This window comes from Sphingomonas sp. UYEF23 (assembly GCF_040546165.1).
Lineage (GTDB): Bacteria > Pseudomonadota > Alphaproteobacteria > Sphingomonadales > Sphingomonadaceae > Sphingomonas > Sphingomonas glacialis.
Window position 1 is genome coordinate 80,500 of the sequence record NZ_JBEPNG010000009.1, and the last position, 26,376, is coordinate 106,875.

The 26,376-nt window shown below is 66.2% G+C and carries 26 protein-coding genes; 13 read left to right on the forward strand and 13 right to left on the reverse strand.

Annotation, left to right across the window (positions count from 1 at the left end; genetic code table 11):
* Nucleotides 1-74: 74 nt before the first annotated feature.
* From ABIB28_RS15610 to ABIB28_RS15625, 4 genes are all read right to left on the reverse strand, one after another.
* Nucleotides 75-1,091 (reverse strand): arginine N-succinyltransferase, encoded by a 1,017-nt coding sequence (locus ABIB28_RS15610; protein WP_133189102.1) that lies wholly within the window; start codon nt 1,089-1,091, stop codon nt 75-77.
* Complete coding sequence (locus tag ABIB28_RS15615) at nt 1,088-2,296, reverse strand: hydrolase (RefSeq protein ID WP_322163011.1); 1,209 nt, start codon at nt 2,294-2,296, stop codon at nt 1,088-1,090. Before ABIB28_RS15615 ends, ABIB28_RS15610 begins: the two co-directional genes overlap by 4 nt.
* Nucleotides 2,297-2,345: 49 nt before the next feature.
* Nucleotides 2,346-2,825: an RNA pyrophosphohydrolase gene (locus tag ABIB28_RS15620; protein WP_133189100.1), complete on the reverse strand. Its 480-nt coding sequence runs from the start codon at nt 2,823-2,825 to the stop codon at nt 2,346-2,348.
* A 171-nt stretch (nt 2,826-2,996) separates the two neighbouring features.
* A complete protein-coding gene (locus tag ABIB28_RS15625; RefSeq protein ID WP_354289005.1) occupies nt 2,997-3,953 on the reverse strand; it encodes an alpha/beta hydrolase in 957 nt (318 codons plus the stop codon).
* A gap of 35 nt (nt 3,954-3,988) precedes the next feature.
* Between ABIB28_RS15625 and ABIB28_RS15630 the strand changes: the two genes are divergently transcribed.
* The 3 genes from ABIB28_RS15630 to ABIB28_RS15640 all read left to right on the forward strand — a co-directional run bounded on the left by ABIB28_RS15630 (nt 3,989) and on the right by ABIB28_RS15640 (nt 7,651).
* Nucleotides 3,989-4,927, forward strand: coding sequence for a histone deacetylase family protein (locus ABIB28_RS15630; RefSeq protein WP_354289007.1), 939 nt, complete (start codon nt 3,989-3,991; stop codon nt 4,925-4,927).
* A gap of 64 nt (nt 4,928-4,991) precedes the next feature.
* A complete protein-coding gene (locus ABIB28_RS15635; RefSeq protein ID WP_354289008.1) occupies nt 4,992-6,365 on the forward strand; it encodes a cryptochrome/photolyase family protein in 1,374 nt (457 codons plus the stop codon).
* A 44-nt stretch (nt 6,366-6,409) separates the two neighbouring features.
* The gene (locus ABIB28_RS15640) at nt 6,410-7,651 is read left to right on the forward strand and encodes a class I SAM-dependent methyltransferase (protein WP_354289009.1); all 1,242 of its coding nucleotides are present in this window, start codon (nt 6,410-6,412) and stop codon (nt 7,649-7,651) included.
* Between the two features lie 165 nt (nt 7,652-7,816).
* Here ABIB28_RS15640 and ABIB28_RS15645 read toward each other — a convergent pair whose 3' ends face one another.
* The gene (locus ABIB28_RS15645) at nt 7,817-8,527 is read right to left on the reverse strand and encodes an SDR family NAD(P)-dependent oxidoreductase (protein ID WP_354289010.1); all 711 of its coding nucleotides are present in this window, start codon (nt 8,525-8,527) and stop codon (nt 7,817-7,819) included.
* 131 nt (nt 8,528-8,658) lie between these two features.
* Complete coding sequence (purF, locus tag ABIB28_RS15650) at nt 8,659-10,128, reverse strand: amidophosphoribosyltransferase (protein ID WP_354289011.1); 1,470 nt, start codon at nt 10,126-10,128, stop codon at nt 8,659-8,661.
* A gap of 130 nt (nt 10,129-10,258) precedes the next feature.
* On the opposite strand from purF, the gene ABIB28_RS15655 reads away from it, so the two are divergent.
* From ABIB28_RS15655 to ABIB28_RS15675, 5 genes are all read left to right on the forward strand, one after another.
* A complete protein-coding gene (locus ABIB28_RS15655; RefSeq protein ID WP_354289013.1) occupies nt 10,259-10,519 on the forward strand; it encodes a DUF7218 family protein in 261 nt (86 codons plus the stop codon).
* A gap of 145 nt (nt 10,520-10,664) precedes the next feature.
* A complete protein-coding gene (gene hisI, locus ABIB28_RS15660) occupies nt 10,665-11,027 on the forward strand; it encodes a phosphoribosyl-AMP cyclohydrolase (RefSeq protein ID WP_322163025.1) in 363 nt (120 codons plus the stop codon).
* Nucleotides 11,027-11,569, forward strand: coding sequence for a hypothetical protein (locus ABIB28_RS15665; RefSeq protein WP_133189091.1), 543 nt, complete (start codon nt 11,027-11,029; stop codon nt 11,567-11,569). Before hisI ends, ABIB28_RS15665 begins: the two co-directional genes overlap by 1 nt.
* 105 nt (nt 11,570-11,674) lie before the next feature.
* Nucleotides 11,675-12,094, forward strand: coding sequence for a MerR family transcriptional regulator (locus ABIB28_RS15670; RefSeq protein WP_133189090.1), 420 nt, complete (start codon nt 11,675-11,677; stop codon nt 12,092-12,094).
* On the forward strand, nt 12,094-13,896 hold the full coding sequence (locus ABIB28_RS15675) for an acyl-CoA dehydrogenase C-terminal domain-containing protein (RefSeq protein WP_354289014.1): 1,803 nt from the start codon (nt 12,094-12,096) through the stop codon (nt 13,894-13,896). Before ABIB28_RS15670 ends, ABIB28_RS15675 begins: the two co-directional genes overlap by 1 nt.
* 94 nt (nt 13,897-13,990) lie before the next feature.
* Here the strand turns inward: ABIB28_RS15675 and ABIB28_RS15680 are convergent, their stop codons facing one another.
* Nucleotides 13,991-14,620, reverse strand: coding sequence for a hypothetical protein (locus ABIB28_RS15680; protein ID WP_189675159.1), 630 nt, complete (start codon nt 14,618-14,620; stop codon nt 13,991-13,993).
* Nucleotides 14,621-14,968: 348 nt separating this feature from the next.
* Between ABIB28_RS15680 and ABIB28_RS15685 the strand changes: the two genes are divergently transcribed.
* Nucleotides 14,969-15,214 carry a hypothetical protein gene (locus ABIB28_RS15685; protein WP_133189087.1) on the forward strand — a complete coding sequence of 82 codons (246 nt, stop codon included), beginning with the start codon at nt 14,969-14,971 and terminating at the stop codon, nt 15,212-15,214.
* A gap of 54 nt (nt 15,215-15,268) precedes the next feature.
* On the opposite strand, the gene ABIB28_RS15690 is transcribed toward ABIB28_RS15685, so the two are convergent.
* The 3 genes from ABIB28_RS15690 to ABIB28_RS15700 form a co-directional block, all read right to left on the reverse strand.
* A complete protein-coding gene (locus ABIB28_RS15690; protein ID WP_354289016.1) occupies nt 15,269-16,594 on the reverse strand; it encodes a cell wall hydrolase in 1,326 nt (441 codons plus the stop codon).
* Between the two features lie 299 nt (nt 16,595-16,893).
* Complete coding sequence (gene cysK, locus ABIB28_RS15695; RefSeq protein WP_189675157.1) at nt 16,894-17,814, reverse strand: cysteine synthase A; 921 nt, start codon at nt 17,812-17,814, stop codon at nt 16,894-16,896.
* Nucleotides 17,811-19,094, reverse strand: a complete 1,284-nt coding sequence (locus tag ABIB28_RS15700; protein ID WP_354289017.1) for an MFS transporter — start codon at nt 19,092-19,094, stop codon at nt 17,811-17,813. The genes cysK and ABIB28_RS15700 overlap by 4 nt, the downstream gene beginning before the upstream one ends.
* A gap of 255 nt (nt 19,095-19,349) precedes the next feature.
* Here ABIB28_RS15700 and pdhA point away from each other — a divergent pair, with 255 nt between their 5' ends.
* Together pdhA and ABIB28_RS15710 are read left to right on the forward strand one after the other, a co-directional pair.
* Nucleotides 19,350-20,396, forward strand: coding sequence for a pyruvate dehydrogenase (acetyl-transferring) E1 component subunit alpha (gene pdhA, locus ABIB28_RS15705; protein ID WP_133189084.1), 1,047 nt, complete (start codon nt 19,350-19,352; stop codon nt 20,394-20,396).
* Nucleotides 20,396-21,796: a pyruvate dehydrogenase complex E1 component subunit beta gene (locus ABIB28_RS15710; RefSeq protein WP_354289019.1), complete on the forward strand. Its 1,401-nt coding sequence runs from the start codon at nt 20,396-20,398 to the stop codon at nt 21,794-21,796. The genes pdhA and ABIB28_RS15710 overlap by 1 nt, the downstream gene beginning before the upstream one ends.
* A gap of 17 nt (nt 21,797-21,813) precedes the next feature.
* On the opposite strand, the gene ABIB28_RS15715 is transcribed toward ABIB28_RS15710, so the two are convergent.
* The 3 genes from ABIB28_RS15715 to ABIB28_RS15725 are packed head-to-tail and all read right to left on the reverse strand — an operon-like array spanning nt 21,814 to nt 25,000.
* A complete protein-coding gene (locus tag ABIB28_RS15715; RefSeq protein ID WP_354289020.1) occupies nt 21,814-22,542 on the reverse strand; it encodes a TadE/TadG family type IV pilus assembly protein in 729 nt (242 codons plus the stop codon).
* Nucleotides 22,539-23,150 carry a TadE/TadG family type IV pilus assembly protein gene (locus ABIB28_RS15720; RefSeq protein WP_133189082.1) on the reverse strand — a complete coding sequence of 204 codons (612 nt, stop codon included), beginning with the start codon at nt 23,148-23,150 and terminating at the stop codon, nt 22,539-22,541. The genes ABIB28_RS15715 and ABIB28_RS15720 overlap by 4 nt, the downstream gene beginning before the upstream one ends.
* Entirely contained in the window at nt 23,147-25,000 is a 1,854-nt protein-coding gene (locus ABIB28_RS15725) for a pilus assembly protein TadG-related protein (protein WP_354289021.1), read from the reverse strand. Before ABIB28_RS15725 ends, ABIB28_RS15720 begins: the two co-directional genes overlap by 4 nt.
* Before the next feature lie 132 nt (nt 25,001-25,132).
* On the opposite strand from ABIB28_RS15725, the gene ABIB28_RS15730 reads away from it, so the two are divergent.
* Complete coding sequence (locus ABIB28_RS15730; protein WP_354289022.1) at nt 25,133-25,825, forward strand: squalene/phytoene synthase family protein; 693 nt, start codon at nt 25,133-25,135, stop codon at nt 25,823-25,825.
* Between the two features lie 56 nt (nt 25,826-25,881).
* The gene (locus tag ABIB28_RS15735) at nt 25,882-26,367 is read left to right on the forward strand and encodes an EF-hand domain-containing protein (protein WP_354289023.1); all 486 of its coding nucleotides are present in this window, start codon (nt 25,882-25,884) and stop codon (nt 26,365-26,367) included.
* Nucleotides 26,368-26,376 lie beyond the last annotated feature (9 nt).

Sequence of the window (26,376 nt, forward strand, 5' to 3'; positions counted from 1 at the left end):
GCGGGCCAAGCGCTGTTTCGCGTGGGTTTTCGTGTACGAAGATGGTTACCTGTCAGTTAACCCGACACCCGGGATCAGGTGCGGGCGACGTGGCTCACGACGAAATCCTCGCTCACGCGCAACGCATCGGCGGTGGCGTGATCGAGCACCACGCCGCCATCGCACGGACGGACATTGCCATAGGCGCAGCGGAACTCGGCGAGTCGGCCGTGCGCGACAAGCGCGGGATCGCCGCCATCGCCGTCGAGCGCGACGATCCGCGACGACCGCGCATCGCGCACGGTGCGGACCTGGTCGGTCTTGGCAATCATCGTCGGGCCGCCGTCAAAAATATCGACATAGTTCTCGTAGGCGAAGCCTTCGTTCTCGAGCATCCGCATCGCCGCGCGGCCCGAGGGATGCGGCAGGCCGATCACCGCGCGGGCGCTTTCGGGGAGCATCGCGATATAGACCGGGTGTTTGGGGAACAGATCGGCGATGAATTGGTGGCCGCGCACCGCGTTGAATTGATCGGCGTCCTGGAAGTTCATCCCGAAGAAGCGCCCCGCGAGCCCGTCCCAGAAGGGCGATCCGCCCGCTTCGTCGATGATCCCGCGCAGTTCGGCCAGCACGCGATCGGCAAAGCGCGCGCGATGTGCCGCGATGAACAGGTAGCGGCTGCGCGCGAGCAGCATGCCGAGTCCGCCGGCGCGCTCGCCGGGATGGAGGAACAGCCCGCCGACTTCGCTGCAGCCCTCGAGATCGGTGGTCAGCCCGAGCATGTCGGCGCGGAAGGTGCGGCCGAGCTCCTTGCTGTGCTGCGTCAGCGTGCCGAGGCGATAGCTGTAGAACGGATAGCTCTGCCCAACATGCGTGAAGATCTGGCAGGTGCCGCGCACCTCGCCGGTTGCGACGTTTTCGAGCACGAGCACGAACAGGTCGTCGGCCTTGCCATCGTCGCTGCGGGCGAAGGCGGCGGCGCTGCGATCGAGCTTGGCCTTGAGCGCGGTGCGATCGGGCGGGAGATTGGTGAAGCCGCCGCCGGTGAGCTTGGCCATTTCGTAGAGCGGCTGCAGATCGCTGTCGCGCGCGGCGCGGATCACGTGGGTCACAATAAGCCCTTTTCGGCAAGGCGCAGGATCGTCAGCGCTGAGAGCGCGGCGCGCTCGGGGAGCGAGTCGACGATCAGGAATTCGTCGGTCGAGTGGATCGCACCGCCGCGCGCGCCCATCGTGTCGACGACGGGAACGCCGCACGCCGCGATGGTGTTGCCGTCGCACACCCCGCCCGTCGCGCGCCACGCGATGTCGAGGCCAAGCGCGGCGCCGCATTCCTTGACGAGCGCGAAGAGCTTGGCGGCGCCTGGGTCGATCGGTTTTGGCGGGCGGTTGAAGCTGCCGTGGACCGCGATGGTCACGTCGTGCGCGGCGGCGACTTCGGCCACCAGCGTGTCGATGGCCGCCTGCGCGCGCGCGATCTCGGTATGGTCGGCCGGGCGGAAATTGATCCGCAGCACGGCGTGGTCGGGAACGACATTGTTCGGCCCGCCGCCCTCGATCCGAGCCGGATTGACCGCGAGCGCGGGCGAGCGAACCGCAAACAGCCGCACCGCGAGATCGGACGCTGCGACGATCGCGTTGCGGCCTTCGTCGGGATTGCGGCCGGCGTGCGCGCTCTTGCCGGTGACGACGATCGAGAAATTTCCAGTGCCGCCGCGCGCGCCCGCCAGCGTGCCGTCGGGCAAGGCTGGTTCGTAGGTCAGCGCGGCGAGCTTGCCGCGTGCCGCGCGAGCGATCAGCGCCGAGGAGGAGAAGGAGCCGGTTTCCTCGTCGGAATTGATGACGACTTCATAGCCGATTCGCGCTGCGAGCGGGCTCGCCTCGACGGCCTCCAACGCCGCGAGCATCACCGCGAGCCCGGCTTTCATGTCGGCGACGCCCGGACCGTTGAGCGTGCCGTCGTCGCGGAAGGTCAGCGTCTGGAAGGCGTGGTCGACCGGATAGACCGTGTCCATGTGGCCGGTCAGCAGCAGCTGCACCGGCGCATCGGGGCGGACGACGAGATGCAAATGCTTGCCGTGATCGAGCGTGGTGACGGTCCCGTCGGCGGCGACGCTCTCGGCGGTGTCCCCCGTGACGAGCGCGAGCTCCCCCGGCAGCGCGCCGAACGCCGCCGCGAGCTTATCCGCCACCGCCGCCAGCCCGGCCAGATTGCGCGTGCCGCTGTTGATCGCCGACCAGGCCTCGACCTGTGCCAGCATCGGCTGCGTCGCGACATAGGCGACGGCCGCGCGGTCTGTTTCTGTCATCCCCACCATAGGCTCGGTCTAGCCGGTCTGCGCGGTACGCTCCACCCCTGGCACCGCGTCAGGACAGATGCGGCGCGAAGGCGGCGAGGACGTCCTCGTACAGCGTCTTCTTGAACGGGACGATCACGTCGGGGAGCGTCTCGGGGCGGATCCATTGCCAGGATTTGAACTCGGGATGCTCGGTCGCGATGTCGATATCGGCGTCGCTGCCAAGGAAACGGTAGAGGAACCAGCGCTGCCGCTGCCCGCGCCACTTGCCTTTCCAGACGCGGCCGACGAGCTCTTCGGGCAGATCGTAGAACAGTTCGTGCGGCGCGGCGGCGATCAGTTCGACATGCTTAGATGCGATGCCGGTTTCCTCGCCGAGCTCGCGCAAAGCGGTGGCCTCGGGGTCCTCGCCATCGTCGATCCCGCCTTGCGGCATCTGCCACGCTTCGACTTCGGCATCGATCCGCTGGCCGACGAAGACGAGGCCGTCGGCGTTGAGCAGCATGATTCCGGCGCAGGGGCGATAAGGCAGGGTGGTGGGGTCGGTCATTGGGGACTTTCGTTAGGAAATCCTCCCGCGCGGAACGGGGGAGGGGGACCCTGAGCATTCAGCGAGGGGTGGAGGGGGGCTATCCGCGAGCGGTACGCGTGTGACGGCCCCCCTTCACCACCAGCCTGAAGGAGGCTGGCTGTCCGCCTCCCCGGTTCCCGGAGGGAGGGATTAAAGGGCTTCGGCAATCAGCGTTTTTGCGGCGGCCAGCGCACCAGCGACATCCTCCGCCGAAGACGGGATCGCTTTGCGCAGCGTGATGAAACCGTGGATGTTGCCCACCGCCTCGCGGAAGACGACCGGAACGCCCGCCTCCGCCAGTGCCGCGGCGTAGGCACGGCCCTGGTCGCGGATCGGGTCGAGGCTCGCGGTCACCACGACCGCGGGTGGCATGCCCGCAAGGTCGCCCTTGAGCGGCGACGTGCGGATATGCTCGGCTTCGGCCTGATAGGCGGCGTTGAACCATTCCATGCTGTCGCGCGTCAGCAGGAAGCCGTCGGCGAACTGCGAGTAAGACGGATATTCGCGGCTCGTGTCGGTCGCGGGATAGAAAGGCAGTTGCGCGATCACCGGCACCGCCGCGGGCGCATCGCGCAGCGCCACCGCGGTGACGATCGCGAGATTGCCGCCGGCGCTGTCGCCGCAGACGATCAGGCCGGTGACCGACCGACCGAGCGCCTCAGGGCTCGCCGCCGCCCAGCGTGCCGCCACCTCGCAATCGTCTGGTGCGGCGGGCCAGGGGCTTTCGGGCGCGAGGCGATAATCGACCGCGAGCACGGGCAAGTCGAGGCTGCGCGAGACTTCGGCGCAGAAGCTCGCGTGCGTGTCGAGATCGCCGATCACGAAGCCGCCGCCGTGGAAGAACAGGACGAGCGGCCCTGCCGCGCGCGTCGCAGCGGTGTCGAACAGCCGCGCGGGAATGTCGCCGGCGGGGCCGGGGATCTTCAGGTCGGTGATCGTCGCGAGCTCGCCCACCGGCGGATCGGCAATGTCCTTCATCGCGGCATAGGTCGCGCGCGCGGCGGGTGCCTCGAGCTGGTGCATCTTGGGGCCGGGAATATTATTGAGGAAAGCGAGGAAGCCCGCGACATCGGGGCGCACATACGGATCGGTCACGCTGCTCTCCATCTGGTCTATGCCGTGTTTGCTCCTACCTAGGGGGGATGATCGCGGTCGTCCATCACCCAGCCTATGTTGCGAACGGCCAGGCGGCCAACCCGAGCCAGCTCAGCAAAAATGCCGCGATTCGCGATCTGCTGCGTACGCATGGGAGTGCGATCGACTGGCACGAACCCGAGCCGATGCCGCTCCACTGGCTCGAAGCGACGCACGATCCCGGCTATGTCGCCGAGGTACTCGAAGCCCGCGTGCCGCGCGAAAAAGAGCGGCGGATCGGCTTTGCGGTGACGCCGAGCGTCGCGGCGCGCGCGCAGGTCGTGCCGGCGGGCACGTGGCTCGCGGCGCGGCTCGCGCTCGAGCGTGGGTTCGCCGCCAATAGTGCGGGCGGGAGCCATCATGCGCTTGCCGAGACCGGCGCCGGCTATTGCGTGTTCAACGATCTCGCAATCGCGGCGGTGCGGCTGGTCGAGGAAGGCGATGTCGCGCGCGTGCTGATCGTCGATTGCGACGTGCATCAGGGTGACGGCACCGCGGCACTCACCGCTGGCCGACCGGGAATCGCGACCTATTCGATCCATGCCGAGAAGAACTTCCCGGCGCGGAAAGCCCGTTCGAGCCTCGACGTGCCGCTTGCCGACGGGATCGGCGATGCCGCGTATCTCGCGACGCTCGAAGCGACGCTGCTGCCGCTGATTCGCGACTATCGGCCCGACCTGATCCTCTATCAGGCAGGGATCGATCCGCTCGCGGGCGACCGGCTCGGTCGGCTCGCGCTGACACCCGAGGGGCTTGTTGCGCGCGACCGCTTCATCGCCGAAGCCGCCGCAACGCGCGGCATCGCGCTCGCGAGCACGGTGGGGGGCGGGTATGGCGACGACGTCCGCGCGCTCGCCGCGACGCATGTCGCGGTGATCCTGACCTTGGGGCGCGCATATCACGCGGCGCGGGCCACTCCGGGAACGATGGCGCTCCCGTCAAGTTGAGCATGACGGAAGCGGGGCAGGGTGCCTAAAGAGGTGCCGCTCCCGTTCGTTTGTGAGGCAACGCTTGACCGATTCCGTTCTTCTCTGGCTGCGCCGCGACTTGCGACTGGCCGACCAGCCCGCCTTGCTCGCTGCGATCGAGGATGGGGCGGTGATCCCGGTCTACATCCTCGATGACGACACGCCGAAACACTATGCGATGGGCGGCGCGTCGCGCTGGTGGCTGCATCACAGCCTCGAAAGCCTCGATGCCGCTTTGCGCGCGAAGGGATCGCGGCTGATCCTGCGGCGCGGGGTGTGCGATGTCGAACTGGCCAAGCTCGCAGAGGAAACCGGGGCGAAACGCGTCCATGCGATCCGCCATTTCGAACCGTGGTGGCGAAATGCCGAGCGCGCGGTGGCGAAGCGGCTCGATCTGGCGTGCCACGACGGCAATTATCTCGCGCCGCCGAGCTCGGTGACGACGGGCTCGGGCGGGCAGTACAAGATCTTCACGCCATTCTGGCGCGCGCTCAAGGCGACGCTGCCGCCGCCCGAACCGAGCCACGTGCCCGCGCATATCCCCGCGCCGGCGCACTGGCCGAAGAGCGATTCGCTGGCCGGCTGGGACTTGCTGCCGACCAAGCCCGACTGGTCGACCGGGTTCGGCAAGGAATGGACGCCGGGCGAAAAGGGCGCACGCAAGCGCCTGAAGGCGTTCGCGGATCATGCCGACCGCTATGACGAGACTCGCAACCTGCCGTCGGTCGAGGGCAGCTCGCGACTGTCGCCGCATCTGCATTTCGGCGAAGTGTCGGCGGCGCAAGTGTGGCACGCGGTCGCCGATGCGGGGGGCTCGGTCGATGTCTTCCTCAGCGAGATCGGGTGGCGCGATTATGCGCAGACCGTCATCCAGCAATATCCCGATTACGGCACCAAGAACGGTCGCGACGCGCTCGATGACCTCGCCTGGCGGACGGGCAAGTCCGCCGATGCCGATCTCGAGGCGTGGCAGCAGGGCCGCACCGGCTATCCGATCGTCGATGCCGGGATGCGTCAGCTGTGGACGACGGGCTGGATGCACAACCGCGTGCGGATGATCACCGCGAGCTTCCTGATCAAGCATCTGCTGATCGACTGGCGCAAGGGCGAGCGCTGGTTCTGGGATTGTCTGGTCGATGCCGATTACGGATCGAACGCGGTCAACTGGCAATGGACCGCAGGCACCGGGATCGATTCGAACATGTTCGTGCGGATCATGGCGCCGCTCGTCCAGTCGCCGAAATTCGATGCCGGGGACTATATCCGCGAGTGGGTGCCCGAGCTTGCCGGCATCAAGGGCGATGCCGTCCACGATCCCGAAGAGGCCGGCTGTCGCCCGCGTGGCTACCCGGCAAAAATCATCGGGCATCGCGAGGCACGCGAGCGGGCGCTCGAGGCGGCACGCCAGGCGCGCTGAAAATCCCGTTGCGGTACGCGGGCATGGATGCGAGGGGGCGCGCGATGCTTGGGGCCTTCTCGAAATTGTTTCACCGCCTGCTCGACCGGATCGACGCAGGTCTGGTCGCGGGATCGCTTGCCGCGCACTTGCCCGACGGGCGCGACCGGCTGCTCGGCGGCCGCGCGCCGGGGCCGGCGGCGGTAGTCGATCTGCGCAGCTGGCGCGCATTGCTGCGGCTGGCGACGGGCGGATCGGCCGGCTGGTACGTCGCCTGGTCCAAGGGCGAATGGGCGAGCCCCGATCCGACCGTGCTGTTCGAGCTGTTCATGCGCAACCGCGTGACGCTCGGCGGCACCGCGCGCTCGGGCGGGGTGATCCGTACGCTGCGGCGCATCGCGAACAGCCGGCGGCGCAATTCGCGCGTCGGCGCGCGGCGTAACATCGAGTTCCACTATGATCTCGGCAACGATTTCTATCGCGTCTGGCTCGACCCGAGCCTGACCTATTCGAGCGCCTTGTTCGCCGCGCCGGTGTCGGCGGCGGAAAGTCTAGAGGCCGCGCAGGCGACCAAGATCGACGCGATCCTCGACCGGCTGGCGGTGGCGCCGGGGGACCGCGTGCTCGAGATCGGGTGTGGCTGGGGGGCGTTTGCGGAAGCCGCGGCGCGGCGCGGGCTCAGCGTCGATGCGATCACGCTGTCGGCCGAGCAGGAGCTGGCGGTGCAGCAGCGGATCGCGGCGGCCGGCTTGAGCGACGTGACGGTGTCGCGGATCGACTATCGCGACGTTACCGGCGAATACGATGCGGTCGCTTCGATCGAAATGGTCGAAGCGGTCGGGCAGGAATATTGGCCGGCCTATCTCGCCGCGGTCGCGCGCGCGCTCAAGCCCGGGGGGCGCGCGGCGTTGCAGTACATCACGATCGATGACGCGATCTTCCCGGCCTATGCCGAGAATGTCGATTTCATTCAGCGCTACATCTTTCCCGGCGGTATGCTGCTGTCGGAGAGCCGCTTTCGCGCGCTGGCCGAGGCGGAAGGGCTCGAGTGGCAAGACAATCGCACCTTCGGGCTGCATTATGCGGAGACGCTGCGGCGCTGGCGTGCGGCGTTCGATGATGCGGTCGCGGCCGGGCGGTTGCCGGACAAGTTCGACCGGTCGTTCATCGACTTGTGGCGCTATTATCTGATGTATTGCGAAGGCGGTTTTCGCGGCGGCGGGATCGACGTCGCGCATGTCACGCTGGTGAAGATTTCCCCTCCCGCTTGCGAGTTTGAGGTCGGTCATGCCCCCGGCATGACCTGAACGATGCGGGGCATCGTTCACCTCAAACTGGGTTAGGGGAGGGGCGTGCCTCGCGCGCCGCGCCCCCCGGCATTTCCCTCGCCCAGCCCCTCCGGCAAGCGGGAGGGGAGTTTTGAGGGCTTCCCTCCCGGAAGCGTGAGGGGAACTCTATTCGACTCGTGCGCTCTATTCGACGCGTTCGAAATGTCCGGTCGCGAAATCCTCGGTCAGCAAAGCGACGATCCGATCCGCCACTACCGACGGATCCTTGACCGACTTGGGGTCTTCGCCCGGATAGGCCTTGTGGCGCATCGCGGTGCGCGTCGCGCCGGGGTCGATGATCGCGGTGCGGACCTTGCTGATCAGCTCCATTTCGTCGCCATACGCCGAAAGCAGCGTCTCGAACGCCGCCTTCGATGCGCCATACATTCCCCAATAGGCGCGCGGCTTGCGCCCGACGCTGGATGTGAGGCCGATCACCCGGCCGTGCGCCGATTTGCGCAGCATCGGGTCGAACGCCGCAATCAGCGCGGCCTGCGCGCTGACGTTGAGCGTAAGGACCTGCGCCATCTCCTTGGCGTCGATCGCTGGGACGGCGGACAATTGCCCGAGCATCGCGGCGTTTAGGACCATGATGTCGAGCGCGGGCCAGCGCTCGCCGATAGCGGTGCCGAGGCGCGCGATGCTGTCGGTCTCGGTCAGGTTGAGCGGTGCGATCGTCGCCGATCCGCCCGCGTCGAAGATCGCGTTCTCGACGGTCTCGAGGCCCGCCGCGGTGCGCGCCGTGATCACGACATGTGCGCCCGCCGCGCCGAGTGCGAGTGCGGTTGCAGCGCCAATCCCGCGGCTTGCGCCAGTGACGAGGGCAACTTGATTGGCGAGTGGCTTGTCGGTCATTCGGGGCTCTCTCCCTTTGAGCCCCTCCCCTTCAGGGGAGGGGTTGGGGGTGGGGACGTGCCTCGCAGAGCGCCAGCGCCCGTTACTTCCCCACCCCAACCCCTCCCCTTAAGGGGCGGGGCTAAGTGTCTTTAGATCACGCGTTCCGCGAGCAGCGCGAACTGATCGACCGAGGATACGTCGTCCTGGTCGGTCAGGCTGGTCGGGTAATCGCCGGTGAAGCAGGCGTCGCAATGGCTCGGCCGGATCGCGTTGCGCTGCGGCTCGCCGAGCGCCTTGTACAGGCCATCAATCGAGACGAAGGCGAGGCTGTCGGCCTTGATATACGCCGCCATCTCCTCGAGGTTCTTGGTCGCAGCGAGCAGCTTTGCGCGCTCGGGCGTGTCGACGCCGTAGAAGCACGAATGCCGCGTCGGCGGGCTGGCGATGCGCATATGCACCTCGGCGGCGCCAGCCTCGCGCATCATCTCGACGATCTTAAGGCTGGTCGTCCCGCGCACGATCGAATCGTCGATCAGCACGATCTTCTTGCCCGCGATCAGCGCGCGGTTGGCGTTGTGCTTGAGCTTGACGCCGAGATGGCGGACCTTGTCGCTCGGCTGGATGAAGGTGCGCCCGACATAATGCGAGCGGATGATGCCGAGCTCGAAGGGAATGCCCGATTCCTGCGCGTAGCCCAGTGCCGCCGGCGTGCCCGAATCGGGGACCGGGATGACGAGGTCGGCCTCGACTGGACTCTCGATCGCCAGCTGCGCGCCGATCGCCTTGCGGACGGTGTAGACGCTGCGGTCTTCCGAGATCGAATCGGGGCGCGAGAAATAGACATATTCGAAGATGCACGGCCGCGCCGCGACGGGCGCGAAGGGGCAGTGCGAGGTGATCTCGGTGCCCTTGACCATCACCAGTTCGCCCGGATCGATCGAACGGACGAAGGTCGCGCCGACGACGTCGAGCGCCACGGTCTCCGACGCGAAGATGATCGACCCGCCATCCGGGCCATCGATCTTGCCCATCACGAGCGGACGGATGCCGAGCGGATCGCGGCAGGCGATCATGCCCTCGGGCGTCATCACGATCAGCGAATAGGCGCCTTCGACGCGCTTGAGCGCATCGATGAACTTGTCGACGGTGGTGCGGTAGTTCGAGGTCGCGACGAGATGGATGATCGTCTCGGTGTCGCTGGTCGACTGGAAGATCGACCCGCGCCGCACCAGATCGCGCCGCAGCCGCAACGCGTTCGAGATGTTGCCGTTATGCGCGATCGCGAAACCACCCGAGGCGAGATCGGCGTAGAGCGGCTGCACGTTGCGCAACGCCGTCTCGCCGGTCGTCGAGTAGCGGACATGGCCGCAAGCGACCGAGCCGCGCAACGGCACCATAATGTCCTCGCGATCGAAATTGCCCGCGACATGCCCCATCGCGCGATGGGTGTGGAACTCCACCCCGTCGAAGCTGGTGATGCCGGCCGCCTCCTGGCCGCGGTGCTGCAGCGCGTGCAGCCCGAGCGCAACCAGCCGGGCCGCGTCGGTCGCGCCGGAAATGCCGAAAATGCCGCACTCTTCGTGCAGCGTGTCGTCTTCATGTGGGTTCGTGGTCAGCATATCGCCCTTCGGGGGTAGCGCTCGCGGTGGCATATAGGGAGGGCTCCGGGATTTGTCGCGCTTTTGTAACAACGCGCGGAGCGTTTGGTCGCATCGCGGGTTTTTTGGCGTTGAATAGCAGGAGGTTGCGGTGGCGAAGGATCATGGACCGAGCGTCAAGAACGATACGCTCTACGAGGATCTGCGCCGCGACGGCGCGTCGAAGGAAAAAGCCGCGCGAATCGCCAACGCCAAGGCGGCGGGGACGATCGACCATCGCGCGACTGCGCTCGAGGATCGAACGAAGGACGATCTGAAGGACGATCTGATGAGGGAAGCGCGCGAGATCGGCATTCCCGGCCGATCGAAGATGACCAAGGCGGAATTGGTGAAGGCGATTCGCGAGAATTGAGGATGCCACCCGTCATCCCGGCCTCGTGGCGGGGCCCACCGTGCAACGCGCGCGGCCGCTTGAACCAAAACGCGGGATTGCCGCCCGGTGGACCCCGGCACCGGGCCGGGGTGACGGAAGGGGGGAGCGGCGCTATTGGCAAGCCATGCCTGATCCCCGCGAAACCGGCCTAGTGCTGGACCCGAAATACGATGCCGCCGGCTTGATCACTGCGGTCGCAACCGATCGCGTGACGGGCGACGTCCTGATGCTCGCGCATATGAATGCCGAAGCGCTGGCGCTGACGGTGGAAACCGGGGTCGCGCACTTCTGGTCGCGCAGCCGGGCTGCGCTGTGGAAGAAAGGCGAGACCTCGGGGCACGTGCTCCAGGTCAGCGACATGCGGATCGATTGCGATCAGGATGCCGTGTGGCTGATCGTCGATCCCGCTGGCCCTGCGTGCCACACCGGCGCGCGCAGCTGTTTCTACCGCCGCATCGAGGGCGATCGGCTGGCATTGGCGGAATGATGCCGAGGCGGCGCACGCGCGTATGGGGGAGGGCGCAGGTCGCGCTTGTCGTACTGACCCTGCTGCTGGCCGGATGCTATCGTAGCGCATCGGATCCGGCCGCGTCGCCGACCCCGCAGGGGCTCGAAGCCGCCGCGATCCAGGCGGGCGTCATTCCCGACCCGACAAGCACCGATCTCACCGGCGTCTATGCGACCGGGAACGACCGGGTCTGTATCGTGCCGAGCGCGAAGGCATATCGGATCGGCGTCTTCGTCGATTATGACGAGACGCAGAATTGCGGCGGATCGGGCGTCGTCACGCGCGACGGCGACACGCTGCACGTGACGCTCGGCGCGAGCGGCGATGGCTGCACCATCGATGCGCGGTTCGAGGGCGATCGCATCGTTTTCCCGCCGCGCGTCCCCGACGCGTGCCAGAAGGCGTGCCGCGGTCGCGCGTCGATCGCCGCGCTCGACGTGACGCGGCTGAGTGAATCTGCGTCGGAAGCTGCAACGCTGCGCGACGCGCGGGGGCGTTTGCTGTGTGGGGATGGCGGTTAGCCTAGCCGCGGGTTCGCGACGGATTGGTCAGCCCGACCCACGAAACGATCCCGAACCGGCGCCTTGCGGGTTGACGTTCACGTAAGCGGCAACTATTTAGCGGGCATGTCCAGCGATCCCGCCTATGCCTTGATCGAGCGTCATCCCGATCGCGATCATTTCTCGATTTCCGATCTCTCGGCAGAGTTCGACGTCACCGCGCGTGCGTTGCGCTTTTACGAGGATGAGGGGCTGATCGCCCCCGAACGCCGCGGCACCGCGCGGATCTATTCGCAGCGCGATCGCGCGCGGCTCGCCTGGATCCTGCGCGGCAAGCGCGTCGGTTTCTCGCTGTCCGAGATCCGCGAGATGATCGACCTCTACGATATCGGCGACGGACGCCGCGCGCAGCGTGCCGTCACGATCGAGCGCTGCCGCAGCCGCGTCGCCCTGCTCGATGCGCAGAAGCGCGACATCGACGCCGCCATCGCCGAATTGACCGAGTTCATCGAACTCGTCGAACATAATCATCCGAAGGAAGCCTGATGCCCCAATATACGCCCCCCGTTCGCGACGTCCGCTTCGTGCTCGAGCATGTCGTCGGCCTCGAAAACTATGCCAACCATGCCGGCTTCCAGAATGCGACCCCCGACGTGGTCGATGCCGTGCTCGACGAAGGCGGCAAGTTCGTCGCCGAAGTGCTGTTCCCGCTCAATGCTTCGGGTGACCAGGAAGGCTGCACGCGTCACGAGGACGGTTCGGTCACCACGCCGAAGGGCTTCAAGGAAGCCTATGACGCGTTCGTCGAATCGGGCTGGGGCACGCTCAGCGCGCCGGAAGAATTCGGTGGCCAGGCGATGCCGCACGTCGTCTCGACCGCGTTCCAAGAGTTCATGATCTCCTCGAACATGGCGTTCGCCATGTATCCCGGCCTGTCGCACGGCGCGATCGCCGCGCTGCTGGCGAAGGGCTCGGACGAGCAGAAGGCCAAGTACGTCCCCAACATGGTCAGCGGCAAGTGGGGCGGCACGATGAACCTGACCGAGCCGCAGTGCGGCACCGATCTCGGCCTCATCCGCACCCGCGCCGAGCCGCAGGCCGACGGCTCCTATGCGATCACCGGCACCAAGATCTTCATCTCGTCGGGCGAGCATGACCTGACCGAGAACATCATCCACCTCGTGCTGGCAAAGACCCCGGGCGCGCCCGAGAACTCGAAGGGCATCTCGCTGTTCGTCGTGCCGAAGGTCCTCGTCAACGACGACGGCTCGCTCGGCGCGCGCAACCCCGTCACCTGCGGCTCGATCGAGCACAAGATGGGGATCCACGCCAATTCGACCTGCGTGATGAACTATGACGGCGCGATCGGCTGGCTCGTCGGCGAGGAGATGAAGGGCCTCGCGGCGATGTTCATCATGATGAACGCCGCCCGCCTCGGCGTCGGCCTGCAGGGGCTCGGCGTCGCCGAAGTCGCTTACCAGAACGCCGTCCAGTACGCCCACGACCGGCGCCAGGGTCGCGCGCTGACCGGCCCCAAGGAGCCGAACGAGAAGGCCGACACGCTGTTCGTCCATCCCGACGTCCGCCGCATGCTCATGGAAGCCAAGGCGCTGACCGAAGGCCTTCGCGCACTGTGCCTGTGGGGCGCGCTCCAGGTCGATCTCGAACATGCCGGCGCGACCGAGGAAGAGCGCCAGCTCGCTTCCGACCTGATCGGCCTGCTCACGCCCGTCATCAAGGGCTACGGCACCGACAAGGGCTATGACGTCGCGACCAACGCTCAGCAGGTCTATGGCGGCCACGGCTACATCGCCGAATGGGGCATGGAGCAGTATGTCCGCGATGCGCGTATCGCGATGATCTACGAGGGCACTAACGGCGTCCAGGCGATGGATCTGGTCGGGCGCAAGCTCGCACAGAACGGTGGCCGTGCGGTGCAGGCGTTCTTCAAGGTCGTCGCCGACGACGTCGCGGCAGGCAGGGCCGATCCGGCGACCGCCGACTTCGCCAGCCGCCTCGAAAAAGCCAATGGCGACCTCCAGGCGGCGACGATGTGGTTCATGCAGAACGGCATGCAGAACCCCGACAATGTCGGCGCGGGCGCGCACCCCTACATGCACATCATGGGCATCGTGGCGCTCGGCGTGATGTGGCTGCGCATGGCGACCGCCGCGACCAAGCTTAAGGCGGCGGGTGAGGGCGATCAGGCGTTCCTCGACGCCAAGCTGGTCACTGCGCGCTATTTCGCCGAGCGGGTGATGCCCGAGACGGGCGCGCTGCGTCGCAAGATCGAGGCGGGCAGCGAAGCGATGATGGCGCTCCCGCCCGAAATGTTCGCTGCCGCGTAAGGCGCACGAAACATCCTCCCCCGCAGTGGCGGGGGAGGAATCCCTCGGTCACCTGGATTCGCGCTGCGAGCAGGCGCGGTAAACGACCACGGATTTAAGACTCGCCGTTTGTCACCGTGAGCATTTCCCGCCCTACGTCGGTCATGGTCCTATTCGTCGCCCCCCGGTATCTGACGCTCAACCGCGAGCTCGAACCCGCAGATTCCCCGGTGATCTCCAGCCGATACCGGATGACGCGTAGACCGAGGCGTTCGGCCTCCTCCAGCGAGATGATACGCGCATCATTGACCCACCCGTTGTGCGGCATCACGGCGATGGCCGGCAATTCGGCGCCCCTGAGATCGACGCCACGCCGGCTCGCCGCGAGGTCCTTCCACTGCCCGACCCAACCCGCGTCCGCCGTCCAGTTGGGCAGCCCGAAGTGCGTCTTGATGAGGTCGATCTGGGTCGAGGCCGGCGTCGTTTCTCCCGGCTTCGAGAGCAGGAACAGGAAGTCGCGGTCGCCAACGGTGGTGCGAAGGGCGTCCCCCGTGAGCCTGCAGGTAATTGCGCCCCAGCCTGGACCGCCAAACGCCTGGTTCCAATGCTGGTACCCGTCGAGGCGGAGGACGGTGTCGAAGGTCCGCTCGCCAGCGGCGGTTGCCACGACGACGACGTGCCGGAGACGCAGCGCGCCGCCTGAGCGCGTCGATCCACAGCTCCCTAGCGAGAGTGCTGCGATCATCACTGGCGCGGTCCTGAGTAGACGTCCCATGCGGCTTCGATCCTATCCCTGCGATCAAGACGCTAGAACGAAAGAATTAAAGTTCGATCACCTGGTGCAGTTGAACTAAAAAATCTCCAAAGCGTGGTCGTGTCGGAGTTCGTGGAAGATCGTTCTCGGGAACGGCGGCCGGCCATCGGTAGGGCTCGCCCTTCCGGCGTCGATTGTGCGCGTGGATCGCCTGAAAGCCGAGTGGCAGCTGTCGGGCGAAACAGCGCGCCGTCGTGCATCGACCAAATTGCGGACATTGCGGCGCGAACAGAAAGGCGTAACGTTGCCTCTATGGTCTTGTCGCTAAACCCGTGGACGTTGTTCGCGGCCACTTTCATCGCTGGCTTGCTGGTGCAGATGATCTTTCCCCGGCAGCGATGGATCGCGGCAGCGGTGATTGCCGTGGGCCCCCTCGCTGCTCTCACGGCCACTGTCTGGTGGGGTGTTTGGGACCGTGATCCGCTCTACGCGGTCGCGTATTTCACGGCGCTGCTGATCTGCTGCGCAGCATCTATCTCGAGCTTGCTGATGGTGGATGTTGGAAGACGGACGTTGCGAAGGTAGCGCCGAGGGAGGCTGCTGGGCCTTTCGCGATCATCGCGCGCCGCCTGCCAGCGTTCAGCGTCCCTCGGCGACCGCGCCCGGCTTGGCGACCGGCGTCGCCTTGGCCGCCGGCGCGACCTCGGCCTTGCGCCGCACGCCGACCAAGCCGTCGGCCGCCGCCGGAACCCCCGGCGCGCGCTCCGCGACGGGCAGGGTCTCGAGCCGGAAGCCGTCCGCGCTGCGCGGCGCGGGCACATAGATCTGCTGCTTCATGCACTGCGCCATGTCGGCGCGCTTGAACTCGCTGCAATTCCACAGCGCCTTGTCGTAATCATGCGCTCGGTCGCGCAGATAGCTGAACGACAGCGCCGCGATCTGCACTGGCTGGAGGGGCAGTGCGCTCGGCAGCTTGGTCTTGTCGGTCCAGCCCATCACCTTGCAATACGGCCGGTCGCCGCAGGTGCGCGTGGCGAGCTGGGCGAAGCCGTCGGCTGTCATCTTCTTCGCGTCGAGCACCAGCAGGAAGCTGTTCTCCTCGCCCGGCAGCGCGCCCGGCAGCGGCGTCGCCGCGGCGACCGGGTCGACATAGAGCGCTTCGTTCACCTTCAACTCTGCGGCGTCCTTGTGCGCGTCGGAATAGGGCGCGAGCGCGCTGATCAGCGGCTCGTCGTTCGACACGTGGCGATTGAAGGCGGGCGGGGTGCCCCACCAGCCGGTCCAGCGGAAGAACAGATGCGTGTTCACCGCGGCGATCTTGTCGAGGCTCGACTGCCAATAGGGCACGACCCAGTCGGTATGATAATGCGTTGCGTAGCCGACGGGCTTGAACACCGCGCCGGTCAACGCCGCCGTCGCGGTTTCGCGCGCGCGCGCCCATTGCACGTCGAGCCAGCCATGGCGGGCCAGCGCGCCGTCGCAGGTGAAGGTGAACTGGCAGCCGGTCGAGCGCTCGGCGCCTTGGAATACCACGCCGCAGATCGTCTTGGGGAAGGCGGGATGGCGGACGCGGTTGATCACCACCTGCGCGACGGCGCGTTGCCCGACCGGATCGTCGCCCGCCTCGTACAGGACGGCCGCTGCCATGCAGTCGATCGCGCGCGCGCGCTGGATCGGGTCGCCGGCGAGCTTGAACGGGCGCGCGGCGGGGTTGGGGCCGTCGACGAACGGCACGCTCGCGTTGAACGCCCGGGCGTCGTCGGGGTCGAGATCCTGGAACGCGACGGGCTCGACCGGCGGCAGCTCGGCGGCGGGGACGACGCGCTGCGCTGCGCTGCGCGCGACATGGTGGCGCACCAATGGCGGCGCGAAGCGGATCAGCAGGACGGGGGCGAGGATCGCGAGCGTCGCGATCGCCACGACGATCGCGCGCAGCGTGGCGCTGGGAGGGCGGACGGGGGTCACGCGATCAAGACCGGAAATTGAGAAGCAACGGGGGCACGAACGGCTCCTGACCGAAATGGGCCAGCGCCTTTAGCGCATTCCCGCGCGGATACGAAATGGGCGCGATGTCATCGCCGTGCGCGGTCCGGTTCGGTTCGGAAGGGGCGAACACCCCCCCAACCGTCACCCCGGCCTCGTGCCGGGGTCCACCGTGCCGCATGAGCAACGGCGGCGTGCGGCTATCCCGGTGGACCCCGGGACGAGCCCGGGGTGACGAACAAATGTTTGTAGCTTGTCCGGCCCGCGTGTTGCGACGGGGCTCAGCTCTCCGGCAGGAAGTCCGGCACCGACAGATAGCGCTCGCCCGTATCGTAATTGAAGCCGAGGACGCGCACCCCCTCAGGCAAATCGGGCAGCTTCTGCAGGATCGCGGCGAGCGTCGCGCCCGAGCTGATCCCGACGAGCATCCCTTCCTCGGCGGCCGAGCGGCGCGCCATGTCCTTGGCGACGCTCGCATCGACCTTGATCGCGCCGTCGATCGCCTGGGTGTGGAGGTTCGCCGGCACGAAGCCCGCGCCGATCCCCTGGATCGGGTGCGGGCCGGGCGAGCCGCCCGAAATTACCGGCGAGGCGGCGGGCTCGACCGCATAGACCTTGAGGTGGGGCCAATCCTGCTTGAGCCGTTCGGCGACGCCGGTGATGTGCCCGCCGGTGCCGACGCCGGTAATGATCACGTCGATCGGCGAATCGCGGAAGTCGTTGAGGATTTCGAGCGCGGTCGTGTGGACATGGACATCGATGTTGGCGGGGTTCTCGAACTGCTGCGGCATCCACGCGCCCGGCGTCTGCTCGACGAGCTCGAGCGCCCGCTCGATCGCGCCCTTCATGCCCTTCTCGCGCGGGGTGAGGTCGAAGGTCGCGCCATATGCCAGCATCAGCCGACGGCGTTCGAGGCTCATGCTCTCTGGCATGACGAGCACGAGCTTGTAGCCCTTGACCGCGGCGACCATCGCCAGACCGACGCCGGTGTTGCCGCTGGTCGGCTCGATGATCGTGCCGCCGGGCTGGAGGTGCCCGTCACGCTCGGCCGCCTCGATCATCGCCAGCGCGATGCGGTCCTTGATCGAGCCGCCGGGGTTCGAGCGTTCGGACTTGATCCACACTTCGGCACCGGGGAACAGCTTCTGGACGCGGACGTGCGGCGTGTTGCCGATCGTGTCGAGGATCGTGTTGGCTTTCATGGCGTGGCCTCCAGTTCGAGATCGCGGGAATCTTGGGCGCTTTTGGGCAGATCGAAAGTCTTGGCGTTGCGAATGCTGGGGAAGAGATAGGTCCACAGGATCGTAACGACAATCGCCCCGCCGCCCCCGACCAGCACCGCGCCGACCGGCCCGAGCGCCGCCGCGAGGAACCCCGACTCGGCCTCGCCGAGCTCGTTCGACGCCGAAATGGTGAGCTGCGATACCGCGCCCACACGCCCGCGCTTGTCGTCGGGTGTGTGTAGCGTGATCAGCGATTGGCGGATATAGACCGAGAACATGTCGGCAGCCCCGGCGATCGCCAGCGCGGCCAGACTGAGCGCCATGATCTGCGACAGTCCGAATACCACCGTGGCCACGCCGTAGACGAGCACCGCGCCGAGCATCTTGGGGCCGACATTGGTCTTGATCGGGCGGAAGGAGAAGAACAGCGCGACGACCGAGGCACCTGCAGCGGGCGCGGCGGCGAGCAGGCTCAGCCCTTGCGGCCCGACCTTCAGAATGTCGTGCGCGTAGATCGGCAGCAATGCGCTCGTCCCTGCCAGGAACACGGCGAACAGATCGAGTGTGATCGCGCCGAGCACCAGCTTGTTCTGCCCCACATATGCCAGGCCGTCGACGATCTGGCGCAGCGGGTTGCCCTTGTTCGGGGTGATCGTGCGCGGCACCGGCGGGATCGTCAGCATGCACGCCAACGCGACCGCGAACAGCACCGTGGCGAGCGCATAGGCGCCCCACGGCGCGGCGGCATAGGCAAAGCCGCCGAGCGCTGGCCCGACGATCGTGCCGACTTGCCACGAGATCGAGCTCAGCGCGATCGCGGTCGGGAGGACTTCGCGGGGGACGAGATTGGGCGCGAGCGCGCCGAACGCCGGACCCGCAAACGCGCGCCCGAGCCCGAGCAGCACCGCGACCGAGAACAGGACCGGCAACGTCATGCCGCCCGAATAGGTGACGAGCGCGAGAATCAGCGCGCACGCCACTTGCAAGGCGAGCGTGCAGCGCGTGATCAGCCGCCGGTCGAATCGGTCGGCGACCCAGCCGGTGAGTGGCGTCGTCACGAACAGCGGCACGAATTGCAGCAGCCCAATCAAGCCGAGCTGCGCCGCGGCGCCGGCGGGGGACATCGTCGTCCGCGCGATCGTGTAGGTCTGCCACCCGATCACGATGATCATCGCATTTTGCGCGATCGTCATCGCGAAGCGCGCCGCCCAATACGAACGGAATTGCGCGATGCGGAGCGGGTGGCGGGCGGCGGTCATCTCGCCCCGCCTTAAGCGGTGCGATGCGGGAGGGGCAATCGAGGATGTGCTTGGCCTGTGGAAACTTGCGCTGTTCGCACGTCATCCGGGACTTGATCCGCGATCGACGCGTGCCACGCGCTTTCGCTACCCCGGTGGCGGTTCGGCGGAAAACATCGGCGATGCGCATCGTTTTGACAGGGGCGATTGATATCGGCGCAACATCGCGCCTATAGGCTCGGCGTCCCTCTCCCCAGGTCATGAGGTCTTCCAGACGTGGCAAAAGCCCCCGCTGCCGTAAAGGCACTACCCCCCGTGCCCAACCGCGAGCGCCCCGACGAGCCCAAAGCGTACGAGGCCTCGAAGGAAGAGCTGCTCGAATTCTACAAGCAGATGCTGCTGATCCGCCGCTTCGAAGAGAAAGCCGGACAGCTGTACGGCCTCGGCCTGATCGGCGGTTTCTGCCACCTCTATATCGGTCAGGAAGCCGTTGCGGTCGGCCTGCAGTCGGGTCTCGATGGCGACAAGGACTCGGTCATCACCGGGTATCGCGACCACGGCCACATGCTTGCCTACGGCATCGATCCAAAGGTGATCATGGCCGAGCTGACCGGGCGTGGCGCGGGCATCAGCCGCGGCAAGGGCGGATCGATGCACATGTTCTCGACCGAGAAGAAGTTCTACGGTGGCCACGGCATCGTCGGCGCGCAGGTGTCGCTCGGCACCGGCCTCGCCTTCGCGCACAAATACAATGAGGATGGCGGCGTCGCCATGGCCTATTTCGGCGATGGTGCGTCGAACCAGGGCCAGGTGTATGAGAGCTTCAACATGGCCGAGCTGTGGAAGCTCCCGATCATCTACGTGATCGAGAATAACGAATATGCGATGGGCACGAGCGTCAACCGCTCGTCGGCCGAGGACCAGCTGTTCCGCCGCGGCGAATCGTTCCGCATCCCCGGCATCCAGGTCGACGGCATGGACGTGCTGGCGTGCCGCGGTGCGGCCGAGGAAGCACTCGCCTGGGTCCGCGCCGGCAAGGGTCCGATCATCCTCGAGATGAAGACCTATCGCTATCGCGGCCATTCGATGTCCGATCCGGCCAAGTATCGCTCGCGCGACGAAGTCCAGGCGGTGCGCGACAAGTCGGACCCGATCGACCACGTCAAGAAGCTGCTCGACGCGCAGGGCGTGACCGAGGCCGAGCTCAAGACGGTGGATCAGGAGATCCGCAAGATCGTCAATGAAGCCGCCGACTTTGCCGAGCAGGCGCCCGAACCCGAGGCTGCCGAACTCTACACCGACATTCTGGTGGAAACGTACTGATGCCCATCGAAATCAAGATGCCCGCGCTTTCCCCGACGATGGAGGAGGGCACGCTCGCCAAATGGCTCGTCAAGGAAGGCGATGTCGTCAAGTCGGGCGACATCATGGCCGAGATCGAGACCGACAAGGCGACGATGGAATTCGAAGCCGTCGACGAAGGGACGATCGGCAAGATCCTCGTCGCCGAGGGCACCGATAACGTAAAGGTCGGCACCGTCATCGCGACGCTGACCGCGGAGGGCGAAGCGCCCGACGCTGGCGGCGACGCCAAGCCGGCCGCTGCCGCGCCTGCACCCGAGCAGAAGCTCGAGGCGACGCCCGCGCCCAAGCAGGCCGAAACGGGCACGCAGCAACTGGCCGATGCCGCCAAGCACAAGGCCGAAGTCAGCGACCCCGCGATCCCCGAGGGGACCGAGATGGTCACGCTGACGTTGCGCGAAGCTTTGCGCGACGCGATGGCTGAGGAAATGCGCGCCGATAAGCGCATCTTCGTGATGGGCGAGGAAGTCGCGCAGTATCAGGGCGCGTATAAGGTGACGCAAGGCTTGCTCGAGGAATTCGGCGACAAGCGCGTGATCGACACGCCGATCACCGAATATGGCTTTGCCGGCATCGGCACGGGCGCGGCGATGGGCGGGCTTCGTCCGATCGTCGAGTTCATGACTTTCAATTTCGCGATGCAGGCGATCGATCACATCGTGAACTCGGCCGCCAAGACCAATTACATGTCGGGGGGCCAGATGCGCTGCCCGATCGTGTTCCGCGGGCCGAACGCCGCCGCAAGCCGCGTCGGTGCGCAGCATTCGCAGAACTATGCGCCGTGGTATGCGAGCGTCCCCGGCCTGATCGTGATCGCGCCATATGACGCGGCCGACGCCAAGGGGCTGCTCAAGGCGGCGATCCGCACCGAGGATCCCGTCGTGTTCCTCGAGAACGAGCTGCTCTATGGCCGCACGTTCGAGGTGCCCAAGCTCGATGACTATGTCCTGCCGATCGGCAAGGCGCGGATCATGCGCGAGGGCAAGGACGTGACGATCGTCAGCTATTCGATCGGCGTGGGCTTGGCACTCGAAGCCGCCGAGAAGTTGGCCGCAGAGGGTATCGACGCCGAAGTGCTCGATTTGCGCACGCTGCGTCCGCTCGACACCGAATCGGTGCTGAAGAGCCTCAAGAAGACCAACCGCCTCGTCGTCGCCGAGGAGGGTTGGCCCACTTGCTCGATCGCGTCCGAAATCCAGGCGCTGTGCATGGAGCAGGGCTTCGACGACCTCGACGCACCCGTGCTGCGCGTCACCAACGAGGATGTGCCGATGCCGTATGCGGCGAACCTCGAGAAGCTGATGCTGGTCAACGCCGACAAGATCGTCGCGGCGGTGAAGCAGGTGACGTACCGGGGCTGATCAGCCCCGGATACGGATCAGCTCGTATACTTATCGCAGGTGGAGGCGGTCGCGGCTGGAGTTGGATTGTAGATCTGACGATAGTCGCGATTGTCTCTGACGAGCAGCGATCCGGTATAGCGAATGACCTGCGGGGCGACGAACATCGACCCGAACAGCGGTTTGTAATTGTAGTTGATCTCGACGAACATCACCGCATTGTCTTGCGGAGCGCTGACCTTGCCGCCGGTTGGCCCCATGCCCGCCGTTGTCACGGTTCCGGCGTCGGCCGCGGTGTTGCTCGTCCCATCGGTGGCCTTTGTCGTGCCATAGGATGAGTCGTAATTGACGCCGCTCATCTTTCCGAAACACCGCTGCCAATGGATCCGCTGAACATAGGCGGTGTCGTAGGTTTGCTTCGTGTTCTCGAGGCTCGATAGGGTGACACGCCCGTTCGTGGCCAGATCGAGCGCGGTGCTGGCGAGGCGAATGCCCTGGAACGCATCGTTCACGTCCGCCTCGCGCAATTGGATCACGCCCCCGCCGGCGTCTCGCCCGAGACGCGACGTCGTGTCGGCGAGATTGAGCGCATATTGGCTGATGCGCATGTTCGTCAGCGCGACCGACGACAATTCGATGCCATATCCGCCGACCGTCAGCACGAGCGGCAGCGTGAGGGCAAACTCCATCAGGGCAAGCCCGCTCTTGGCAGAGACGAGCCGGCGCGAACAGTCGCGCAGCGCGGCGATAGGATTGGGATGGATCACGGGCACACCAAAGTGGGAGTGTAGGAGACCTGCCCGGCATAAGGCTGGTTCTTCAGATAGGTCGTGGATGAATTCGTGACCGTTTGCGAAAGGCCGGCAAGGCCGGCCATGGGAAACAGCCGGGGGTAGGTGATCGTCATCTTGTAGACGACGACGTCGCTCGCGCCGCCCTGACCCGACGCGCCGGGATCGGCGTCCCACGTCTTGTTGCCGTTGACGTCGGTGAAGCATTCGGTCGCGGCGTCGTACACCTTGTTGCCGTTATCGTCGCGGAACGATTCGGGCGCGATGTTGCCGAACTGCGAATAGCTCTTGCGCGACGAGACATAGGTCGCGCTCTTCATCACCAGCCAGACCGACGCCATCACCTTCTGGTCGATCGCGGCGCCGCTCGGGGTCGTATCGTTGCCCTGGATCGTCGAATCGCGTCCGGCCTTCTGCATCGCCCCGTCGAGGATCGACATGATGTACCCCTGATAGGCAAGGTCGGACAAACCCATGATCAACAGGATCATCACGGGGGCGACGACCGCGAATTCGATGATCGTCGCGCCGCGCGTGTCGCGGACGATCCGCACGACGCGCCGCGCTTCACGCACGATCCTCATTGCGTGATCCGAAGCTGCGCGATGCGTTGCGCGATGCTCTTGAAGGCCTTGGTCAGATCATCCTTGCTCGATGCCTGGAACGTCTGCCCCGGCGACGCGCAATAGGTCAGGTCGGTCGTGACTCCGGTGCCGACGGCCACGACATAGATGGTGATGCCGCGCTTCTTGGCGGCATCGCATTCCACGCGGAAGCGCGCGGTATGATTGTTGTAGTCGGTGGTCGAATTGCCCGCTCCGCCGGTACGATTGTCCCACTGTTCGACGCCATATTGTCCGTAGGACGTCTGGCTCGGCGACATCGTGCCGTCGGTCATGAACACGATATTGCGCGTGGGATCCTTGCGGCCCGGCCATGCTGCCGTGTCACTGGCGAAGACGCCGGCAGGTGCCAGCATGCGCGTTCCCCAGATCATCCCGACATCGTGATACGTTCCGCCGAACGGCTTGAAATCGACATTGTAGACATAGTCGTTGACCTGTTGTGCGGTCCACACCTTCAGCCGCTGGGCTGGCATACCGCATGCCGACGAGCCCAATTTGTCCATATAACCGCCCGGGCGATAGTTGAGGTTGTAGTACGCGTTGGTACTGTCCTCTACGATCGCATCGTCCTTGACGTCTTGCGCTCCGATCGTGTTTCGCAGCCATTCCGCTTCGGGCCAGCGCGGACGCCATTTGTTGGCGGTTGCGTTGGGAATGATATCTGGATCGAGATCATCGGGCAGATTGGCGACATTGAACGACGACCCCGTCGTGGTATCGAGTTCCTCGATGCAGCCGCGCCAGGTCGACGTCGATCCGTCGAGCTTGGTCGGATTGGTGACGGGGGTGCCGGTGCTGAGGCTGGACACAAGCCCGCTCGTATTGAGCATGGTCGGCTCATAGCGCCACAGCGGGCGCAACGGTTGCTGCATGCCGGAACACGTTCCGCCATTCGCCGAAGTCCACGAAAGGTTGTAGTAATTCCGCGCCTGGTAATAGCCTTGATCGGTCCAGGTAAGCCCGGTCCGCGAATAGCCGGTCGCCGGCATGCGTTGCGCAACGCAAGAGGCGCTTGGAACACCGGTATAGCTGACCGACGTGGCCGCACCGTAATTGTAATCTCCCTGAACGTGCCGGCTCTGATACGTCCAGTTCGTGTTCTGAAGGTAGCTCGGCGGAATGACCCCGCCGACATTGACCGCAGACGAATAGGTCACGAAGCCATAGCGAAAATGCGTCGCCACGTCGGCGCTGGACCGCATCGTCGTATCGAACAGCACGACCGCCTGCCGCAGCGCCTCGATCTTCGAATTGCTGCTTTCCTGATTGTAATAGCCGGTCGTTCCGTCGCCCCGCGTGTACGACACGGCTGCATTCGCGCAACTCGTGGGATCGCTCGGCTGACACGACATCGAACCGGTCGTGTCGAGCACGAACATCACATCGGTATCCGCGAGGTCGAACACCGCCTGGCACGCAACGGTCAGCTTTATCGCCGGCTGGCCGAAAAAGGCCATCAACGTCATCGGTACCGTAGCGGTGGCGCTGCCAGTCACCGCGTTGGCGACGGTCGAGTTCGTTCCGTTGACCGCTTTGGTCGGCGTGAACGCCACCGCCGTGCTCGAATAGAAACCCGATTTGAAATTGTTCGCGAAAAAGCTCTGCGCTTGCGCGGATGCCGTGGAATCGAGCGCTGTGGTCGTCGATGTGTCGGTCATCGTCTTGCGCCCGGCCAGAACGCCCGCATCGCACGCTTGCTGCAGCCGGACCTTGACGACGTAGAGCCGGCCCATGTCGATCGCCGAGCCGGCGAACCCGATCAGCGGGACCATCGCGGCCGCCATGATCGCCAGGGCGTTGCCGCGCACATCGTGTCGCAGGCGGCTCAAAAATGGTCGTACGTCGTCTTTGGGTTTCGCGATACGCCGGAACATGGTTACGCCTTGAACAAAAGATCGGGCCGCCTTGGACAAGAGGCGGCTAAATTGGGTACAAGATCGATGGTAAAAGGTGCGTTAACCGCGGGGCAGGCCAGGTCGGCCGAGCGAGCCCTAGCGCTTTCCTATGCGGCCGAGACCGCGCGGTCGGGGCTAGCCGCGCTTTTCTCGCTCGACGATACGCTGGGGCAAATCCTGCGGACGACGCGCGAGCCGTTGGTGGGACAGATGCGGCTGACATGGTGGCACGAGGCGCTGCGCGCGCTCGACAGCGCGCCGCCCCCCGCGCAGCCTGTTTTACAGGCGCTCGCCGAACATGTCGTGGCGCAGGGCGTTAGCGGCGCGCAGCTCGCCGCGATGATCGATGGGTGGGAAGCGCTGCTCGAAGCCGAGGCGATCGACGGACCCGCGCTGCAGCTCCATGCCGAAGCGCGGGGGCGCGGTTTGTTCGTCGCGGCGCGGACCGTGCTCGGCGGCGCGCCAGCCGACCCCGTCGAGGCGGCAGGGGAGGGATGGGTGCTGGCCGACCTCGCGCGCCACGTACGCGACCCGGCGGTCGCGCATCGCGCCGCGACTTCCGCCTCACAGGCGATCGCAGCGGCAACGGCGGTGCGCTGGAGCCGCGCCGGGCGCTCGCTCGGCGCGCTCGCGCAGCTTGCACGGATGGACCTGGCGGTCCCGCTCGATACCGCCGTGCCGCATGGGGCACCGCGACGGGTCGCGCGACTGGCGTTGCACCGCATTACCGGACGATAGCCTTTCGCAAGGCGCCAGAAAGGGTTATCCTGCCGCGACGATCGTGGGGGGACGATATGTGGCGCTATCTGGTGGGCGGGCTGGCGGCTTTGGCGCTGGCGGCGGCGGGGATGCTGGTGTTCAATCGCAACGCGCGCTCGGTCGCCGCGTTGCCGCTGGCGCCGGTCGGGCAGGGACAGGCGACGGGCGCGGCGGCGCCGCTCCCCGATACCGTGCCCGAGGCAAGTGACAGAACGCGCGAGCAGAAGCGCTTCGACCGCTACGACAAGGACCGCGACGGCAAGGTGACGCGCGAGGAATATCTCGCCGCGCGGCGCAAGGCGTTCGCCAAGCTCGACGTCAATCATGACGGCCTGCTGGCGTTCGACGAATGGGCGGTGAAGGCCGAAGGCAAGTTCGCCGCGGCCGATGGCGACAAATCGGGCGCGATGACCCCGGTCGAATTCGCCAGGACCGCAGTCAAGCGCAAGCCGCCGCGCGTGCGGCGCGATTGTCCGCCGGCGGCCAAGGACGACGCGCCGGCGAACGCCGAGGAGAGCTGAACGGCGGCG